This window comes from Chondromyces crocatus (assembly GCF_001189295.1).
Classification (GTDB): Bacteria; Myxococcota_A; Polyangia; order Polyangiales; family Polyangiaceae; genus Chondromyces; species Chondromyces crocatus.
Genome location: NZ_CP012159.1, coordinates 911,408 through 930,275, shown reverse-complemented (window position 1 = coordinate 930,275; position 18,868 = coordinate 911,408). Strand labels below are relative to the sequence as shown.

Annotated in this window: 13 protein-coding genes; 6 read left to right on the top strand and 7 right to left on the bottom strand. The window is 67.0% G+C overall.

Annotation, left to right across the window (positions count from 1 at the left end; translation table 11 throughout):
- Nucleotides 1-2: 2 nt before the first annotated feature.
- Nucleotides 3-665, top strand: coding sequence for a hypothetical protein (locus CMC5_RS48315; protein ID WP_050429100.1), 663 nt, complete (start codon nt 3-5; stop codon nt 663-665).
- Between the two features lie 275 nt (nt 666-940).
- Here the strand turns inward: CMC5_RS48315 and CMC5_RS03575 are convergent, their stop codons facing one another.
- Nucleotides 941-2,461, bottom strand: coding sequence for a hypothetical protein (locus CMC5_RS03575; protein WP_245678268.1), 1,521 nt, complete (start codon nt 2,459-2,461; stop codon nt 941-943).
- A gap of 411 nt (nt 2,462-2,872) precedes the next feature.
- Here CMC5_RS03575 and CMC5_RS03570 point away from each other — a divergent pair, with 411 nt between their 5' ends.
- Nucleotides 2,873-6,319 carry an FtsK/SpoIIIE family DNA translocase gene (locus tag CMC5_RS03570; protein ID WP_050429098.1) on the top strand — a complete coding sequence of 1,149 codons (3,447 nt, stop codon included), beginning with the start codon at nt 2,873-2,875 and terminating at the stop codon, nt 6,317-6,319.
- Nucleotides 6,320-6,529: 210 nt separating this feature from the next.
- Complete coding sequence (locus tag CMC5_RS03565) at nt 6,530-6,760, top strand: hypothetical protein (protein WP_050429097.1); 231 nt, start codon at nt 6,530-6,532, stop codon at nt 6,758-6,760.
- 1,486 nt (nt 6,761-8,246) lie between these two features.
- On the opposite strand, the gene CMC5_RS45635 is transcribed toward CMC5_RS03565, so the two are convergent.
- Complete coding sequence (locus CMC5_RS45635; protein WP_169796447.1) at nt 8,247-8,714, bottom strand: hypothetical protein; 468 nt, start codon at nt 8,712-8,714, stop codon at nt 8,247-8,249.
- Nucleotides 8,715-8,910: 196 nt separating this feature from the next.
- Here CMC5_RS45635 and CMC5_RS03555 point away from each other — a divergent pair, with 196 nt between their 5' ends.
- Nucleotides 8,911-9,855 carry a cyclic nucleotide-binding domain-containing protein gene (locus tag CMC5_RS03555; protein ID WP_050429095.1) on the top strand — a complete coding sequence of 315 codons (945 nt, stop codon included), beginning with the start codon at nt 8,911-8,913 and terminating at the stop codon, nt 9,853-9,855.
- A 71-nt stretch (nt 9,856-9,926) separates the two neighbouring features.
- Here the strand turns inward: CMC5_RS03555 and CMC5_RS03550 are convergent, their stop codons facing one another.
- The 5 genes from CMC5_RS03550 to CMC5_RS03530 form a co-directional block, all read right to left on the bottom strand.
- A complete protein-coding gene (locus CMC5_RS03550; RefSeq protein ID WP_245678267.1) occupies nt 9,927-10,580 on the bottom strand; it encodes a hypothetical protein in 654 nt (217 codons plus the stop codon).
- Between the two features lie 261 nt (nt 10,581-10,841).
- On the bottom strand, nt 10,842-11,912 hold the full coding sequence (locus CMC5_RS03545; RefSeq protein ID WP_082362203.1) for a Leu/Phe/Val dehydrogenase: 1,071 nt from the start codon (nt 11,910-11,912) through the stop codon (nt 10,842-10,844).
- A gap of 71 nt (nt 11,913-11,983) precedes the next feature.
- Nucleotides 11,984-12,943 carry a hypothetical protein gene (locus CMC5_RS03540; protein ID WP_245678266.1) on the bottom strand — a complete coding sequence of 320 codons (960 nt, stop codon included), beginning with the start codon at nt 12,941-12,943 and terminating at the stop codon, nt 11,984-11,986.
- A gap of 8 nt (nt 12,944-12,951) precedes the next feature.
- Nucleotides 12,952-14,079 carry a M50 family metallopeptidase gene (locus CMC5_RS03535; protein ID WP_050429091.1) on the bottom strand — a complete coding sequence of 376 codons (1,128 nt, stop codon included), beginning with the start codon at nt 14,077-14,079 and terminating at the stop codon, nt 12,952-12,954.
- A gap of 224 nt (nt 14,080-14,303) precedes the next feature.
- Nucleotides 14,304-14,867, bottom strand: a complete 564-nt coding sequence (locus CMC5_RS03530) for a hypothetical protein (protein ID WP_050429090.1) — start codon at nt 14,865-14,867, stop codon at nt 14,304-14,306.
- A gap of 118 nt (nt 14,868-14,985) precedes the next feature.
- Here CMC5_RS03530 and CMC5_RS03525 point away from each other — a divergent pair, with 118 nt between their 5' ends.
- Both CMC5_RS03525 and CMC5_RS03520 read left to right on the top strand, forming a co-directional pair.
- Nucleotides 14,986-17,010, top strand: coding sequence for a TonB-dependent receptor domain-containing protein (locus tag CMC5_RS03525; protein WP_218920224.1), 2,025 nt, complete (start codon nt 14,986-14,988; stop codon nt 17,008-17,010).
- A gap of 45 nt (nt 17,011-17,055) precedes the next feature.
- Nucleotides 17,056-18,852, top strand: a complete 1,797-nt coding sequence (locus CMC5_RS03520; protein ID WP_050429088.1) for a right-handed parallel beta-helix repeat-containing protein — start codon at nt 17,056-17,058, stop codon at nt 18,850-18,852.
- Nucleotides 18,853-18,868: the final 16 nt, after the last annotated feature.

Genomic DNA, 18,868 nt, shown 5'->3' with positions numbered 1-18,868 from the left:
GGGTGACATTCCGGGGGACATCATGCCCGGCGGGCCATAACCTCCGCCGCCAAGGGGCGCTGGGGGCCCAGGGGGTGGCGGAGGAGGAGCCGAACGACTCACTCCGGGAGGCATTCCTGGGCGCATCGTCGGCGCTCCGCCCGGAGGAGGAGGCGGCGGTGGCGGCGGCCCACCCATCCGTGCGCCACTTGTCGGCGGTGGTGGCGGTGGAGCGCCCACCCGACCGGGTACCGGTGGGGGAGGTGCCGGAAGGCTCGGTCTTTTCGTTGCCGCACCCGGGAGGCCAGGCGGTGGCGGAGGCGGAGCCCCCGGACGAGCCGGAGGTGGTGGAGATGTCGCAAGCCCTGGTGGAGGCGTCGCATAGCCCGGCGGCGCACCGTATGCGTTTGGTGGTGGCGGTGGCGGCAGCCCTCCCGGAGTCCCCACCAGGGGAGGCGGTGGCGGCGCGGCTGGTGCCGAGCTGTAAGCGGGTGGTGGCGGAGCAGGCGAGAAGTTCGACTGCGGCGGCAGCATCGGCGGTTGAGGCGCCGGAGGCGGCGGAGAGCCACCAGCGCCACTCAAGGCGTGCTGGCCAGAGCCAGGCGCACCATCGGCGCGGCCGGCAGCCGATGGCACCCGCGGACTGTAGCTCCGCTGCCGAGCGTACTGCTTCATCGACTCATTGATGAGGTAGTCGATGGAGCACTCCAGCTCGCGGGCCATCTGCTCGAACGTCTCCCAGAGGACGTCGCGGCACTGGAACGTTCGTGCGCTCTTTTTATTCGGATCAGAGCTCATCTCTTCCCACTCGACGATAGCGGAGAAGGAAAGGCGCTGGGAAGCATCCCCGCAGCACCCCCTCGTCCAGCAAGGCTCTAGTCATTGGTCGTCCGGTTGGTCGGTCGACACAAGCAGACCGCCACGTGCCACTTCGTTTCTCCTCGAACAGCTTCTCCTCGCACTACTCGGTCTTCTCGAGCCCGACGTTTTTTCCCTGCTTCGGTTCAGGGTTGCGCTCTCGTACGGCCGGCTCCACGCAGTACCGCACGAACTCGCCCACCGTGTTGATCTCCTTCTGTTCCCGCTCGCTGGAACCCTCCTTCAGGACCTCACAACGCCACGAACAGTCCGGGTCGGCGTCACACGTGGGCGCTCTCGTTGGGTCCGATCCGAAAGGAGCGAGCGCGCTCGCATCCTCCGAGGTTCCAAACGTGAAGTAGTAAGCAAGGGCACTCGTCCTCGCAGACGACGAGCCACTGGAAAAATGTGGTCGCAAGGCATCGAGAACTGAGCCCTCTTTCAGGTCTCCGAGCAGGGCGCCGTAGGTAATCGCCTCTGGTAGCGCAAAGCCACGAGGACCGGGCAGCTTGCTCATGAACTCGTCCACATGGGAGACGTTCGAGAGCTTCAGCAGGGTTGCCGCTGCAGCACGACGGACCTTCCACTTGTCCGTCTTGAAGAGGCCATAGAGCTTGTTCGCGACTTCTGCTCGCGGCAGCTCACCGATGCGCCGGAAAGCCTGGTCGAGCACCGCATCTGGCGGATCGGATGTGACGATCTCGAAAATGCCGCGAAGGTCGTCTGGATTGCTCTTGTCGAGCTGCTTCTCCAGGGCAGCGAGCGCAGCTTGGCGACGCTTCTCGCCTTGCGTTTTGTCGGCAGCGATCCTCAACAGAAGGTCGACGACTGGTCGACCGCCTAGCTTTCGCATCGAGCCCAGGAGCCGAAAAAACTCCTCGTCTTGATACTGCGCGAGCTGCGCTTGAAACTGTTCGGCGGTCGGCGCCAGCTTGGAAGCCTCGTTGGCTCGCTGAAGCTCTGGCTTTTTCTCCTTCAGCCAGTCTTCGGACAGGATCCACTGCGCGAGTCCGGCGAGTTGCCTTGACGCCTCGGCTTTCGTCGCAGCATCCCCGAGCTCTGCGATCAGCGACGACATTTGATCCAGCCGCCGCGCTTCACGGGTCAACAGTTTCGGCAGTCCTACGACACCTGAGGCTCCCATGACACGGAGCAGCTGCTCCATGCCGTAGGTCTGTCGGCGGTTGTCGAAGCGACGCTCGAAGTCTGCAAGCGACCAGTCGATCAACGCCGTCTTCAGACTTTGCTGCTGCGCTTCTTCAGTGACGATCGGTGGCTCCGCCGAGAGCAAGGCGTACGCCGCATCCTTGTAGGGATAGGACGGATCCTCTGGCGGAGGTTGACCTGGCGGCGCGGCCAAAGGAGGAGGTCGCTTCAGCTCGGCGGTGAGGGTCGGAATCAAGGCGGACAGGATGGGTCGCCTCGCTTCTGCCGGCACCAGAGTGAGCGCTTCGATGAGGATGTTGAACCCGACATGCCGCCCCTGTCGCGGCTTCATCCGAATCAGGGAGAGCGCGGCTTCCACCTGGAGGGACGGCTCGTACTTGTCGTGCGTCAACACGGCCCTCAGCTTTTCGGGACCGTTCACCGTGGTCTCCCAGCGATGAATGTCGTTTTCATCCACACGACATCCACTGGCGAGAGACGCAACGCTCACCAGGACGCACAACAGAAAACAGCTCGCGGTGCGCTCGCTCCGCCCTGCTCGTCCACCACTCGCCATGCGTCCCCTGAGAATGAGGAGGGCGATGGTAGCGCCCGAGGCACCTGCATCAAAAGAATTTCCGGGCTCCTCTCGCCCTGCCTCACTCCCAGGACGCCACACTCCTTCTACAGTGGTGGATTCAGAGCCAGGGGAGCAGGTCCACGCCGCACTGGCCCCGTCGCAAGGCGATGTGCTTCTCCCTACCGACCCCGCCAGAGCTCAGCCAGCACTGCTTCCCTCGCCAGCTCGCCGCCGCGGAGTTCTCGTGGACCTGCTTTCTTGCAAGTGCCGCCATGGGACAGGTATGGGGTGAGGTAGGTTCAGGTGGGCATGAACTTTCCTCTCTTCGCTCCGCGGCGGGCCGAGCCCGCTGCCGCGCCCGGTGCGAAAGGCGCATCGGCGCCCGTCGGCACTGGGACCCCCCGGAGTGCTGTCGCACGCCGCGCGGCCACGGCGTCCCCTGCGGGTTCCCGTGGTCACAGCTACGCTCGGGAGGCGAGCGCCCTGGTGCTGCTCACCTCCGCTCTCTACTGCGTCCTCGCGTTCGCGTCGTTCCGTGCGGACCCGATGCGCCCGGAGATCGCAGGTGAGGACTGGGTCGGACCGGTGGGCGCCTCACTGGCGGGGTGGACCGTGGGTGCACTCGGCACGGTCGCGTGGTTCCTCCCCCTGGAGCTGGCGTTGCTCGCTGCCCCCTTGGTCGGGGGTCGACGCTGGCTCGATGGTCATCGACGGACCGACGAAGGCGCCGTCAGCGCAACCGTCTCGCGGTTGGGTGGCGACGTGGTGGTGGCCGTCGTCCTCGCCGCGATCGGGCACGTCGCCTTCCCCGACAAGCAGGTGTTCGGCGCGATGCCACTCGGAGGAGCGGTCGGAGAACTGTTCGGCGAAATCCTGCGCGGTCTCTTCTCCAGCGTGGGGTCGTACATCATCGGACTCACGGTCGTCGCCCTGATCCTGATCGGTCGTGCGACCTTCTCATTCATCCAGCTGGTCCAGCGCATCGAGCACCTGGTGGGGCTCGTGGTCGCCAAGATCGTGACCTGGGCACGATCACTGCTCGGTGCATGGACAGCCGCGCGCGAGATCGAGCGACGCGAGGCGGATGAAGACACGAGGGCGCCTCGGATCGAGCGCCACTCGACGCCGGATGCAATCATCGCGGCTCTCTCGGACGAGGACGAGCCTTCCCTCTCCAGCAGCACGCCCATCGCGGTCGCCGCAGAGGAGCCTCCGGTTTCATGGGCAGAGCAGTCCCCCCTGCAGCGCAGTGCACCGAGTGAGGTCAGCTCCCCCAAGCCCAAGCGCCCCCGGCGTACCCGAGGCTCCGGGCAGGAGTCCGCCGAAGAAGCGGCGTCCGCCACCACCGGGACCCTCGCCATGCCCGACGGGGATCGCCTCGAGAGTCACGATCCTCCAGAGAGTACCCCGGCGATCGGGACGATGCCTTCAGCGAAAGCCATCCACGAGGGCGACCGTCGTCCAGCCGATACGGGGCCGAAGATCACCACGACCCCCGCCATGCTGCCGTTCACCTCATCCGACCCAATGGATGAGGATGTTGCCGACGCAGCGAGCCAGCCTCGACCGATGACACCCCAGGACGACGACGTCCCTACCCCCTCACCGATCCTGGCTGTCCGCACTTCTGACCTGATCCCTTCCGCGCCCCAGAAAGGGAAGAGCAAGGAACGACGCCCTCGGAACGGTCGGCACGACACCACTCCCTCCGAGAAGACGCGACCGCTCGCGAGCGCGAACGGTGACCCGTCGCACGAGGAGCAAGACCCCTTCGACGTTGATGCGGAGGACACTCCGCCCTCCTCGCGGGCTCAGGAGTCTCTCCCGATGTTGCCGCTGGCCGACCACGCGCCAGCGTCCAGCACGTCTCTCGACGACGCGTCCTGCAGTGTTGCGTGGAGCGACGAGCCATCGCTCGACGAAGAAGAGCCCCCTGCAGGCTCAGCGCACCCCACTCAGGCAGAGAAAGTACGAGACTTGGAGGCCCCCAAGGGGCGGCGACCGCTCGTCGAGAAGGTGTCTGCGGCTTCCGTCGAACGGACGCAGCGATACAGCCCGGCCGCATCGCATGGTCCCGAAGACGCGGCGACCGACGACGCGGTGACCGAGGCCGAGGGGAGCGCTCCGCAGGCTGTCAGATCTCCCGGGAGCCCCCGTACTCCCGAGGCTCTTCAGATCATCGACACCCGCCAGGCACTTCAGCCCGAAAAAGCAGAGCGGGTGAAGGTCATCCCTTCTGCGCGAAAGGGCTTCGCCCTCCCGGCCACCGACATGCTGGAGAGCGCTCAGGGCGGTCGGATGCAGATCGACGAGGAGCAGCTCAAGGCGATGGCGCAGCTCCTCGAGAAGACGCTCGCGGACTACGGGGTGAGCGGCAAGGTCGAGGAGATCCATCCTGGGCCCACCGTCACGACGTTCGAGGTGTCACCAGCGCCAGGCACGAAGGTGTCCAAGGTGGCTGGCCTCGCTGATGATCTCGCCCTCGGCTTGTCTCGCAAGGTTCGTATCGTCGCCCCCATTCCAGGGAAGAATCGGATCGGGTTCGAGATTCCCAACGAGCAGCGACTCCCCGTCAACCTGCGCGAGCTGGTGGAGGATCGCCGGTTCGTGGAGATGAAGTCGCCGCTCCCCTGCGTCCTCGGGCGGGACATCATCGGGACGCCCTACTTCGCGGATCTCGCGTCGATGCCTCACGTGATCGTCGCTGGCGCGACCGGCGCCGGGAAGAGCGTGGGCCTCAACGTGATGCTGGTGAGCTTGCTCTTTCGCAAGACACCCGAGGACCTGCGCCTCTTGATGATCGATCCCAAGGTGGTGGAGCTCGCGCCCTTCGATCGGATCCCCCACATGCTTCTGCCCGTGGTGACGGATATGAAGCAGGCGGCCACCGCCCTCAAGTGGGCCGTGGACGAGATGGAACGTCGCTACCAGCTCTTCGCCAACGCGGGGACGAAGAACATCACGACCTACAACGGCTGGGTCGAGCGTGTACGCCGAGGTGAAGCCAAGCCTCCCAGAGCGCCAGCCCGTGTAACGGCCGTAGCCCCGGATGGGACCGATGTGGAGGTCGACGCGGCGAGGGATGGCTCGGATGTCACGCTGCCCGAGAAGCTGCCGTTCATCGTCATCGTCGTCGACGAATTCGCGGATCTGATGATGCAGCAAGGGAAAGACGTCGAAGCGAGCGTGGCGCGTCTCGCTCAGAAAGCGCGGGCGGCGGGGATGCACGTGATCCTGGCCACCCAGCGTCCGAGCGTCGACGTGATCACCGGGATGATCAAGGCGAACTTCCCGACACGGGTCGCCTTCCGCGTCGCCCAGAAGGTGGACAGCAGGACCATCCTCGATGAGCAAGGGGCAGAGCACCTGCTCGGTCGCGGCGACATGCTGATCAAGATGAACGGCGCCAACGAAACGCGACGCGTGCAATGTCCGTTTTGCTCCGAGGAGGAGGTCCAGCGCATCACGGACTTCCTGCGCTCTCAGGGAGAGCCCGTCTACGACGAGGCGATCCTGGCGCCTCGTGACGAGGATGGCGCCGAGGCTGATGCGACCGACCTGGAGAACGACGCGATGTACGACGCAGCCGTCCGCATCGTCGCCGACACGCGCCGCTGCTCCACCTCATGGATCCAGCGAAAGCTCGGGATCGGCTACAACCGTGCTGCCAAGCTGGTGGAAGCCATGGAAAAGCGTGGGTTGGTGGGCCCCGCCAATGGCGCCAAGGATCGAGAGGTCCTCATATCTCCAGTGTAGGCAACGTTTTCCATTCTCCCTCCACCATGAAGGACTCACGGTAGGAGGGTCGGGTAGAGACGCGCCACGGGTACGTAGTAATGAGGTTGCCGGCACTGGCCGTAGTGATGATGGTGGGTCGCGAGCACGACGTGATGCGCTCTGCGCCCGGAAAATGCATGGACTCGAGCGCTTTGACATTCGCCCGTTCATGCTTCATGGAGCAGCAGGATGGCGGAGGAAGAGCAGCGCACCCGTCTCATCGCCGAGATCGCGAGCCTCCTCAGAACTGAGCACGCGATGCCCCCCGACGCTCGAGCCGCCGGGCTGACATTGATCGGGTGGCTGGCGCGGCGCATGCCTGGCGAGGATGTCTCACGCGCCGGGGTCGAAGAAATGCACGCCCGGCTCGCGGCCAGCGGCCCGGAGCCGTCGGGATTGGGCGATGGGCGCTCGGACTGAATGTGCGGTGCGCATGTCAAGAGGGCGCTTCACGGCCCCCGCGAGGGCTGTGTAGTAGGCACATTCTGCGAGGTCGGGCACTCTGTGGTGGCGCTGCCGGCAGCGTGGCTTGGCATGCGCGAGTTTCAAGGTAACGGCCGCGATTGGGCCTATGATAGGTGGTGCTCATGGCGGACCACGTGGTCGCCCTCCCCGAACCGTACCCCGAAGACGATGAAGACGTCGTCTGGGGCTTGTCTACGGCGAGAACGCTGTGGGGGCGCGGAGAGCGAAACGATGCAATCGTCTGGTTGCGCCGCGCCGCAGAGGCCGCGAGCGCGGCCGGTCAGGCATTTCGCGCCTCGGAGATCGGTCTGTGCGTGAGCGCGCTCGAGGAATCCTTGCGAGGGCTTCCTCCGGAATCTCCCACCGCAGGAATTGAGTTCGAGCGAGCGCCTTCTCCATCCCTTCACGGATCACCCCTCGCACGAGTTCCACCCGCGCCGTCGTTCCCACCGGGGATGCCTTCCCTGCCCTCATCCCCCCCTGGAGTCGGGGTGAGCGGCGGTTACGAGATCCCGGCACACCCTCCCGTGCCCACGTTCGGGCCTCCAGTCCCGCTCATATCCTCGGAGCCAGCGCAGACGCTTGCCGGGACGGCGCAAGCGCTCACCGGCTCCATACATCCGAGCAGGTACCCTGCTGGCCAGAGCGGCGCACCACCTTTCCCTGCGCAGGCTACGCCCCTTCCTGTTCCTCTTTCGATCCCGGTCCCACCACCAGTTCCTCACCTTCCCTCGTTGCCTGTTCCGACGCCGACCACCGCGACGTCGACTTCTTCGACATACCCCGCAGCCCCGGGCAGCCTTCCCTCCGTCTCACCCCCGACCCTCACGCCATTCACCGCGTCACCGTCGACGTTGCCAACGCCCGGTGCGCACACGCTCCCTGGCTCGACGTCGCAGCCTCCGCGTCTCCAGTCCTCCGGACCTCAGGTGGCAAACTCGCCGCTGGGCGCTCTCCTCGAATCGCCCTCGCCTGGCCCCCTGGAGCTCCCTCAGGGAGAATCCAACCTCATGCCCTCCGAGGCGCCGGCTCCTCCCTCGTTGCCACCTGCAAGTCGAGCCGAAGGCGTCGTGGCGAAGACCGTGCGGAAACGGCATCCCCGGGCCCCCATCCTCGATCCATGGTCTGACGAGGCCATCGCTGCTCCGCGTCGCTCCGCGGGGGAGGTGTTCAGCCGCGAGCAGGACGCCTTCCTGGTGGCCCATCGTCCGACGCCAGCCGCCCAGCAGGAGGAGGGCGAGGACGATGTCGTGACCTCGGCAGCTCCCCTCGCCGAGATGTCACTGAAACGGAAGCCCGCACAAGCGCAGCCCTCCGTGGCGCCATCGGCTCGCAAGGTGAGCACCCCACCGACGGGCCGCCTGACCACCGCCGTCAGCTCTGTCCCTCCGAAGCAAGGTCTCGTCGTGCCTCCGGAGGGGGCCAATGAGCATGCAAAGCCTCACCCCCGCACCCCGAGCGCGCCTCCTGCGACAGGGGCAGGCCCTGCCCCAGCGGTGAACGGCCCGCTGACACCAGGAGACTCGGCCGCGGGCACCCCATCGCAGCTCGCCGAGCTTCCGAAGCGTCCGACCCTGGTCCCTCCGCCCACTGCGTCCGTGCCGCCCCCACCACCAGGGCTGACGGCTGCGCCACCGTCGCCCACCTCGCCTGGAGCACAAGCGACACCGACAGCGCCAGCTCCGTCGACAGCCCCTGCCCGAGCGACGGCATCCATACGCCCCGCGGCTCCCGCACGGCGGACCGCATCCATCCCTCCTCCGGCCTTCTCCGCGGCAGCGTCCACCATGTCGCCGCCGTCACTGTCGTCACCGTCCACATCCTCGCCGCCGTCCGTGGCGCCGTCACCCATCAGGAAAATGACTGCCCCAGCCGCGACCTCGAGTTCATCTGGCTCGACGGAAAGCATACCTGGGCCGGTCACCACCGAGGCAGCAGCCGCCGTTACCGACCCCGCAACGCCTCTCGGCTCCCCCTCGCAGAGCGCACCACGGCCTCCCGGAGCCACCCCGACTCGACCCCCTCGCCGCTCGGTACCTCCCCCGGCGCCTTCCGCGCCACGGAGAGCATCCATCATCCCCTCGGCTCCGCTCACGAGCGAGCCGATGCGGCGCGCCACGGAGAGACCTGAAGAGAAAGCAAACGCCGAACCTTCGTTCGTCATCGACGCTCCCGTGGCAACGGCGCCTCCTGCACAGGTGACGCACGACCCTCTGCCACCGAAGACAGACTCTCCTACCTCGAGTTCGGGAAGTGCGCCGCGCTCGCTGCCCGACTGCGCCCCCACGGAGCAGACAGACGCGCTCACGGCAGCGGACCTGGCGAACGTGGACGCCTTCGCCGACCTGCCGGAAGAGATGCACGAGCAACTCGCGCGCGCCACCCGCGTCGAGCAACTGACGATGGATGAAGAGGTTGCCGGATTCGGTGTTGCGCTGGTCCTCGCTGGAGAAGCGTCGGTGTGCACCAGCATCGTGGACACTCCTGCGATCCACGCCACCCCCCACACACTCGTCCCCTCCCGTGGAACCTTGACCGAAGGCGTCCCGCTCCGTGTCGTGGCCGGCGCGGAGGGTGCACGCGTCGCCGTATGGGATCAGGACACCATCGACATTGCGCTGCGCACATGCCCGTGGGTCGTCGACGACCTCCGAGAGGTCGCAGACCGACTGCAAGCCTTCGCCGGGGCGACCATCGGTCCGCTCGGTGACCTCGACGACGATCAGCTTCGTCATGTCCTGGAGCGCCTCCGCGTGCAGCTCTTGAAGCCAGGGGAGGTGTTCCTCTTGAGCGGACACCCGGTACCAGGGCTGGCCATCATCGGAGCCGGGACGGTCGAGCTGCTCGAGAAAGACGACGAGCCCCCCACCGCGGCGGCACGTCCTGGGGACATCCTCTTTGCCAGCGCGCTGCTCTCTGGCCAGCAGGCTCCAGCAACGGCCCGGGCGGCAGCGAGCGGCGCGCTCTTGCTCATCGCGGAACATCGAACGTTGCGCAGCCTCTTCGAAGAAGTCCCCGCGCTGATCCAGCTGCTCAGCGCAGAACTCTGAGCGGCTCAGTGCGGAACGCTGAGCGGCTCAGTGCGGAACGCTGAGCGGCTCAGTGCGGAACGCTGAGCGGCTCAGCGCGACGTCGGCGGCGCAGCTGCCGCACGCTTCGTTTCCCCCTCGCCATCGCCGTCGATCTGCCAGATCAGCTCCGAGGCCCCGTGCGCCCCTGCAAAGCGCAACCCGACCCAGCTCGCCCGCGGAGAGATCGTCGGCCGACCATCCTCCTTGGAGCGCGGAAAACGGATGCGGAACGCCTGACGCCAGACGGTGTTGTACGGATAGTAAGTGCGCTCCAGCGCGTTGGGGCGCCTCACTGCAACGATCTCCTCGGGCGCAGTCTCGTTGCCCGTGTCGTCGATGAGGCGAACGATCCATGCGCTCTCGGGCTTGGTCAGGTCCGCATGTCGCCGCTCACCGCCCTGGATGGCCACGAAGAACTGATGCCGCTGCTGTGTCTCGGCAAGTGCCTTCTCGAGGACCTGCTTCCGCTGGTCGAGGGTGAGTCGATAGTCCTGCACGTAGCGCACGGCATACGCCCACCGGAAATCCCAGGCCTCGAAGGTGGCGGTGGCGGTGAGAAAGTTCTCCAGCTCGGAGAGGGCGATCAAATGCTCGGTGCGTGTCCACTTGCGGAGCACGCTCTCGTAGTCCGTACCGACGTACTCACGTGGCCCCTCGCGCAGGCTGACCGTCGTCGTCGAGCAGCCGCCAAGAAGAAGGGACACCGCAAGGAAGCAACCCAGCACAGATCGGCTCACATCCGTCACGCTCTCCAAGGTACCCGGCGCGGTCTCGGAATGCATCTCGGTCGAGAGCCCGGTGAGGCACCTCGCTCACCGGACCCTCGGCAGGGAGCCCCCTCTCGACTCGTCCTGCGTCCCCTAGATCAGGGGCCTCTCGGCCCCCTACGCTCCCGATGGTCGCCACCCCGGCATTCTTCGCAGTTCGCCTGGCCAAGGACCCGGGACGAGCCTGGGGATACTGTACTAGCTGCGGGGCTGCCAGCTCGGCTTGGCGAGCCGCGCCAGCTTCTCCTCCACCATCAGATCCGCGACGCGGTAGGTGGGGGTCAACGTCTTGCTGCTGCGCTCGGCGATCTCGTAGACGGTGTCGTAGATCTTGTGCGTCCGCTCGCGCGCCTTGTCCACATCGTAGCCCTCCACCTCGAGGGCCACGTTGATCAGACCCCCAGCGTTGATGGCGTAGTCCGGCGCATAGAGGATGCCGCGGGCGTTGAGATCATCCCCGTGGGAGGGCGTTGCCAGCTGGTTGTTGGCTGCGCCAGCGATGATCCCAGCCTTGATGCGGGGGACGGTCTGATCGTTCAGGGCCGAGCCGAGCGCGCACGGCGCAAGGACATCGCACTCCACGTCGAAGATCTGATCCAGGCTCACGATCGTCGCATCGAACTCCCGCTTGGCCCGCTCGGCCTTGAGCGGATCGACGTCGGCCACGGAGATACGCGCTCCCGTCGCGTGGAGCTCCTTGCAGAGGTGATAGCCCACGTGGCCGACACCCTGCACCGCGACGTGGATGCCTTCGAGCGATCCGCGCCCGAGCCGGAACTTCACGCACGCCTCGATCCCCCGGCGCACCCCGAGCGCCGTGAACGGAGAAGGATCACCCGAGCCACCATTCCGCTGATCGACACCGCACACGTTCTTGGTGACGGTGCGGATCACATCCATGTCCTCGAGGCCAGTCCCCGAGTCCTCGGCTGTGATGTACCGCCCGCCGAGATCCTCGACGAAGCGCCCGAAGGCGAGGAAGAGCGCGGCACGATCGAAGTGGGGCGTCGGCGGCTTGATCAGCACCGATTTCCCGCCGCCATGAGGGATCCCCGCGAGCGCCGCTTTGTAGGTCATGCCTCGCGCGAGCCGCAGCGCGTCGACGACCGCGTCCTCTTCGCGCGCATAGCTCAGGAAGCGACAACCTCCGAGCGCCGGTCCGAGCCGCGTATCGTGGATGGCCACGATCGCGCGCAGCCCCGTGCCGGCATCACGCTTCAGATGCACCTCACCATAGTCGTAGTCCGTCATGCGCTCGAAGACGTCCACAGGCAGACTCCTTTCACCTTGAGGCGCGCGGTATACACGGCCTCGCGGGTCCTCGTCCACGACGCGGCGCGCTACAAACCGGGGGCAGGCTCGCTCCGTCGACCCGTCGGGAAGGAGAATCCGACGTTGAGGCGCAGCGCGTAATAGCCGTTCACGTCACCGCGAAGCGGCGTCGTCACCGGGAAAAGCATGCTCAACGCCGGCTGCACCCACGGGAACATGAAGCGGATGCTGGGCGAGACCGCGAACGACGCCCGCTGGTCATCCTTCACCCTGGGATCAGCCGATAGCTGGTAGACCTCCCACACCTCCAGCCCCAAGCCGATGGCCTCCGAGGCGCGATAGCCGAAGTAAAAGGTGGCACGCGCCGTCAGATCGTAACGCGGCTCCCTGGGCCGCAGCGAGCGCAGCACCAGCGACCAGTCCAGCCCTTGACGGAACTGGAAGATGAACGGGCCGGTGACGAGGCGGATGTCGAACCAAGGGCGCGCCACGAGCGTCGTGTCAGCAAAGTAGGCGGCATCCCATGGGCGCACCGTCCGCGCTGCCTCGAGTACATATTGCTCCGCCTCCGACGGGTTGCGCGGCGCGGGCACGACGAGACCAAACCCACCCCCCGACGCCAGCCCTCGCACGCTCGACCAGACACCACGCAGCCAGAACTCGGGGTTACCGAGGAGAATCTTGCTCCCCACCCCTGGCAGCGCCGCCGCAGCCATCTCGTGCGCTCCGCCGACGAACCAGCGACGTGGCACCAGCGGCATCTCGATCTCACCGTGGGCCGACCAGCCGTATGCAGCCCCCGTGCTCGGCGGTTGCGGATCGATGACGGCGATGGTGGTCTCGAAGGTGAAGGTCAGATCGCGACGGGTCAGCCCCGGCAGCGTCGGGGGAGCCGGAGGATCGAAGACGGACAGCTCTTCCTCCAGCGAGCTCATGACGGAGCTGGGGGTGCCCTGAGCCGCCGCGGAGCGGGCCGCGGCGAGTCCCAGGAGTGCGCTGGCCAGGCGCGGAAGGTGACGCGAACGCACGCGCCGATTTACTTCGATCCGACGCCGAAATCGTTGAAGATCGTCACCCAGATGACGAGGGCCACCAGCATCACGAAACCGGCGAAGTGGATGTACATCTCGAGCGTCGCGTTGGGACGGCGCCGGGTCGTCGCCTCATAGAGAAGGAACATCAGTCGGCCACCATCCAGGGCGGGGAATGGCAATAGATTGAACGCCCCCAGGTAGGCCGAGAGGGCTCCGAGGAATTCCAGGTACTCGGACAGACCCCGCTTCGCGGCGTTGGCCGTCTCCTCGATGACCCGCTTTGGCCCCCCCAGCTCGCCCTGCACCTTGCCCGTGATCCACTGCCCGAGCCCGACGATGAAGTTTTTCACCACCGTGGGCGGCATGGTGATCGCGAGGACGGCGGCCTCCTTGGCGCCGACCGGCTCCTTCATCGTGCGTGCGCTGACGCCAATCCGGCCCTTGCCGTTGTCGTTGCGCGGCGTGATCGGGATGTCCAGCCGCTGCCCTGCCCGTTCGATCCCGAGCACCAAGGGCGTGTCCGGGTTCTTCGAGATGATCTCGGCCATCTTGTCGAAGTCCTGCACCGGCGTGCCAGCGACCTCGACGATCTTGTCGCCATCGAGCATCTGTGCGGCTGCCGCGGGAGAATCGGGCACGATGTCGACGTCCGTGGAGCGGACGACCTTTCCATCGACCACGACCAGCTTGCCCCCGATCATCAGGCTCGCGAAAAAGAGGACGGACGCGAACAGGTAGTTCGCTGCAGGCCCAGCGAAGATCGCCACGATGCGGCCCATCAAGCTGGCGTTCGCGTAGCTGCCCTTGTCGTTGGGATCCACGTCTTCGAGCGGGTTCATCCCCGCGATCTGGACGTAGGCGAGCAGGGGGATCATCGCGAACTGGTAGTGCGTCGGCCCGTGGCGCTCCGGATCGTGGCGGCCCAGGCGCAAGCGCACCTTCCCCGCGGCCGTCGTGAACCAGAAGTACCCATCCTGCGGGATGATCTTGAAGAACGTAGGCCCCACGCCGATGGAGAACTTGAGCACACGCATCCCGTAGGCGCGCGCAGCCAAGAAATGCCCCGCTTCATGGACCACCATGAGCAGGGCGAGCCCGACGAATCCCAGAACGACGTACCAGGCGGCCATCTCCCAGGAGTCTAACTGGGGCCGAGGCCTTCCGCACGAAGCAAGCACTCCCCCGCTTGACGAGCAGCCGCCCCGCAGAAAATGCGCCTGACGAGGGGCCTCGGGTGGACCTCCAAGGGACCGGACGCACACCTGCTACCCTCGAGGGAAACTCCCTGCGACGTGGTAGACCGGCCGCCCGATCCCTTCAGAGGGTGGTCCGCCCCCCTCCGGAGGCGCCCCGCTCAGCGTCCGACGAAGAACGACACCCCGAAGGTGATGAACGGCAAACCCGCTCGGAGCGTGAGCGCAATGTCATCGTTGAAATGGTAACGCCCGCCCAGCATGAACGCAGGGTCGGCGTACACGTCGGCAAAGAACCCGTCACTTCGAAGGACAGCCCCGATGTCACCGAAGGCGCTCCACTTGTCGTTGAAGAAGAAGTTCCATTGCAACGTCACCGGGACCCAGACCCAGAAGTCTTCCCGGCAATACTGGCAGTTCGTGAAGTCGACGCCGAACGAGATGGCGACCGTGTTGTTCAGCTTCGGGATGAAGGCCGGGTCGGCGAGCTCGATGGATGCCCGGAAGCCCGCGCCAAACTCGGGATCACCAAAGGAACGAAACCGACCACGCGGAGCGCCAGCGTAGTTGTAGCGCCAGAAGATGGAGTTGATGTGCGGCTCCAGCTCCGCACGGTACTGCGGGTGATCGTTGGGGTTCTTGATCGAGGCCGCGGCCTCCGGGGCGACGGAGAGGAGGGTGGCCGTTGCAAGCGCGGTACTCGTGAAAAGCTTGAGCGCCTTCATGCCTACGTCGTAACAGAGGTCCGGCCATTCGGGAAAGCGTGTGCAGGTGCTCGGTGCGCAGGGGTTGATACTCGGGGAACGTTCGCCGTCCTGTGCGAACGGGTCTGACCACACCAACGTGCGCTGGCGCGCCACCTCGTCCAAGCGTTGGTCAGAGATCGGCGTGCTCCTCATCGGGGCTCTCCTGATCGGCATCAGCGACGACGCGCGTGCACAATCGCTCCCCTCGGAGAGCGGTCTCGAGGTCACCGTCCGCGGCGATGCCTCGGGCGGCTACACGACCCGCGCGACCGTCGACGAGAGCCCACGCGCCCCCCTCGACGCCGCGGCGGTCCTCGCCGGACTGCCCAGCGTTCATGTGCGACGACTGGGCGCGGACGGCTCCTTCGGGACGCTGTCGGTGCGCGGCGCCGCCTCTTCTCAGGTCGGTGTCTTCCTCGCAGGCATCCCGCTGACGAGCGCCGCCGATCCCTCCCTCGACATCGGCTCCCTCCCTCTCTGGCCTGGCGCGTCGTTTCGCGTGCACCGTGGCTTCGCGCCCGCCGCGCTGGGTACCACCGGCTACCTGGGTGGCGTGCTCGCGATCGAGCCCCCCTCCGCCGCGGCGCGTGAGCGGACCACCTGGTGGACCGCCGCGGGCTCCTTCGGCGCCCTCAAGCTTCGCGTTGGCGAGACACGCCGCACTGGCCCGGTGACGGTGGCAGCCGGCCTCTCCGCCGGGAGAGCCGACAATGCCTTCCCGTTCGAGCTGGCCGATCCGATCACCGGCGCGCCTCGACCACTCACCCGCAGCAACGCGGGTTACCGCTCGGTCAGCGGCCTCGCGCGGGTCTCCGTGGATCTCGGCTGGGGCTCGGTGGGCGCGCTCGTGTTCGGCGACGTCCGCCGGCAAGGCCTCCCTGGCGCCGCCGAGAGCCCGACGACGGTCTCTCGTCTCGACCTCACACGCGTGGCCGTCGGCGTCGACGCGATCGCTCGTACCGGCGCGCAGTCCGCGGCGCGCGCCCTCGTGTGGGTACGACGTGAAGGCAGCGTGTTCTCCGATCCTCTCGGTGAACTCGATCCGCTGCGTCCCGGCGCCCACGTCGAGGAAGCCATCGAAGCTGCCGGAGCGCAGCTCGGGTGGCGAGGTCACCCGCTCGACTCCCTCTCCGTCGGCGTCGTGGTGGACGGGCGCGCCGAGAAGTTCTCGCCTGGCGCGCTCGCGCAGATCGAGGCGCAGCGCCTGGCAGGGGGCGCTGGGGTCGACGCGGTCTGGCGCCCTCATCTACCGCGGCTGGGCTCCCCGCTGGCGGTCACCGCCACCGCCCGCGTCGACACCCGCCGGGACGAGGCGGAGGGCAACCCATCCGCGGAGCTGGCCCCGAGCGGCCACGTGGGCGCGATGCTCACGCTCACCCCGGCCGCGGTGCTCGCGGTGCATGCCGGAGCGCTGCGCCGCTCACCCGGCTTCGTCGAACTCTATGGCAACCGCGGCACCCTCCGAGGCGATCCCACGCTCCGCCCGGAGCGCGCCCTCTCCATGGACGCCGGACTGCAAGGGGAGGTGGGGACCGGACAGGTCCGGCTTTCCTACGAAGCCGTCGGCTTCGCGACGGCTGCACGCGATCTGATCGCCTTCGTCCCGCTCGGCAGGAGCACCTTCCGGGCAGAAAACCTCGACCGGGGGACGCTTCTCGGTGCGGAGCTGCTGGTCACCCTGTCCGCGCGACGCCTCCGCACTTCCATCAGCTACACCCTGCTGAGCGCACGGAACACCGGCGACGACCCGCTCACCACCGGCCGACCTCTCCCTGGCCGACCAGCGCACGACCTCGCTTACGACGCAGCGTACCGTCTCGGCCCCGTCGTCCTGCGCTACAACCTCGACGCCGTCGCGGGGACCACCGTCGACGAAGGAGGGACGGTGGTGTTGCCGCCGCGGGTGCTGCACGGCGTCGGCGCGGCGCTCGATGTCCCCTGGCTCCCTGGTGTCCAGGCGAGCATCGACGTGAACAACCTGTTCGATCTCCGCGTGCTCCACACGGGCTCGGCGCTCACGACGCGCGCCGTGGCACTGCCCCTCAGCGATTTCCTCGGCTTCCCGCTCCCAGGCCGCGCGGTGTGGGCGACCCTTCAGTGGAGCCATGCCCGCAGCGAATGACACGCGCGGATGATCGCGGTATCCACGAGGAGGCCGGGGTGAATCATGCGTGACAAGCGGTGGAAATCGGTCCTGCTCTTGAGCGCCGTCGGCGTCGCGTCGTGTGCGCGGGAGATCCCCGTCCCGGGACCTCCGCCCGATCGAACGCCGCCCGTGCCGCGACCCATCGACGGCTCGACGGGCGAACCAGGCAAGACAGGACCGAGGCAGGGCCTCGGCCCGACCGCCTTCATCCGCACTCAGGACTCGGATCACTGGGTGTCGCAGACGTTCCAGATCCAGGACCGTCACCGCCGCGTGCTCCTCGTCGGCAAGCCCGAGCAGCCCTCGGTGCGCATCCCGCGACTCGCGCTCAACAACCGCGAGCCGACGACGGAGACCGTCGAGTACCCCGTGTCGCAGTCGTTCGACAACCTCCAGGACGCTGCGAACGCGGCGGAGGGCGGAGATCTGATCGCCGTGCTGCCCGGGAGCTACGTCGGCTTCGTGCTCGGGGACAAGGCGAGCGCGGAAGACGGGAGCTACATCCACATCAAGGCGCTCGGTGCTCCCGGCGAGGTCGTCATCGACCGGCCCAGCGTCGAGGATCCCAACTGGATGATCTATCTCCAGGCGGCCCACCACGTGATCATCGACGGGTTCAACGTCGCTGGCGCCAGCCAGCCTCGCCGTCAAGGACAGCAAGCCGCCCAGGGCCGCGCGCCTCGCGCGGGCATCATGATCGACGGCTCCTTTGGGCGTACGAGCAAGCTTGCCCACCACGTGGTCGTGCTCGACAATTTCTCGCATCACCACCGGAAGTGGGGCCTGCACGGTACCGACACGCACTCCGTGCTGCTCCAGGGCAACCTCTTCTCGCACTCGGCCGAGGAGCATGGCGCCTACGCCTCCGATGGTTCCGACAACTGGGTCGTTCGCCGTAATGTCTTCTTCGCCAACCACGCGGGTGGGTTCCAGGCCAACCTGGATCCCGAGTCCTCGATCGAGGAGCTGCTCACGCACCCGTCCTTCCGCGGGTACGGGCGCGAGTCGACCCGCGCCTGGGCGGAGAACCTCCTGCGCACCGCGACCCAGCGCTTCGGAGAACACGGCTTCCCCGACGGCAGAGGCGTCAACTTCATCATCGAGGAGAACGTGCTCAACGGGAACGGTCAGGCTGGCGGCGCCGCCATCAACGCCGCCGGCCTGTCGGAGTCGCTGATCCAGAACAACCTGATCTACGGAAACCAGTCCGCAGGCATCGCGCTCTGGAACGACGACAACCTGTGGGACGAGCCCTTGGTGAAGCCCGGCCCGCGCACGGCCGCGGAGGTGAGTGGCCCCGAGACCCTCCCGCTCTGGGGCTGCCAGCACGTGGTCCTCCGCAACAACACGGTCATCATGAGCCGGTCGAGCCGCGCCGCCATCCAGTGCGGTCCGGGCAGCTTTGGCTGCCGCGTCCGCAACAACATCCTCATCAACGACGGGACGAACTCCCTGGAGATCGCCCCCACCGCCGTCTACAAGTTCGACGCGAGCCACAACGTCCTCAATCAGGTGGTGTACGACGGCACCGCGCCCGCCTTCAAAAGCCTGGCGATCTCCCTCCCCGAGAAGAATGCGACGCTCGGCGTCACGCGCGCGCGCGTGGCCGCCGAGTTCGTGCGCAACGGCGATGAGCCGTGGGTGCTCCTCGATGGGAGCTGGTGGAAGCTGAACCCTGCTCGACCGGACTTCCGTCCCAAGCAACGCTCGTCGCTCTTCACCGCCCAGGGTGACGCCCAGGAGCTGCCCATACGCGATCTGATGGGCGTGAAGCGGGTGAGGCCCGACCTCGGCGCGCTGACTCCTGCAGCGGAGTGACCATCAGCTCACGCCT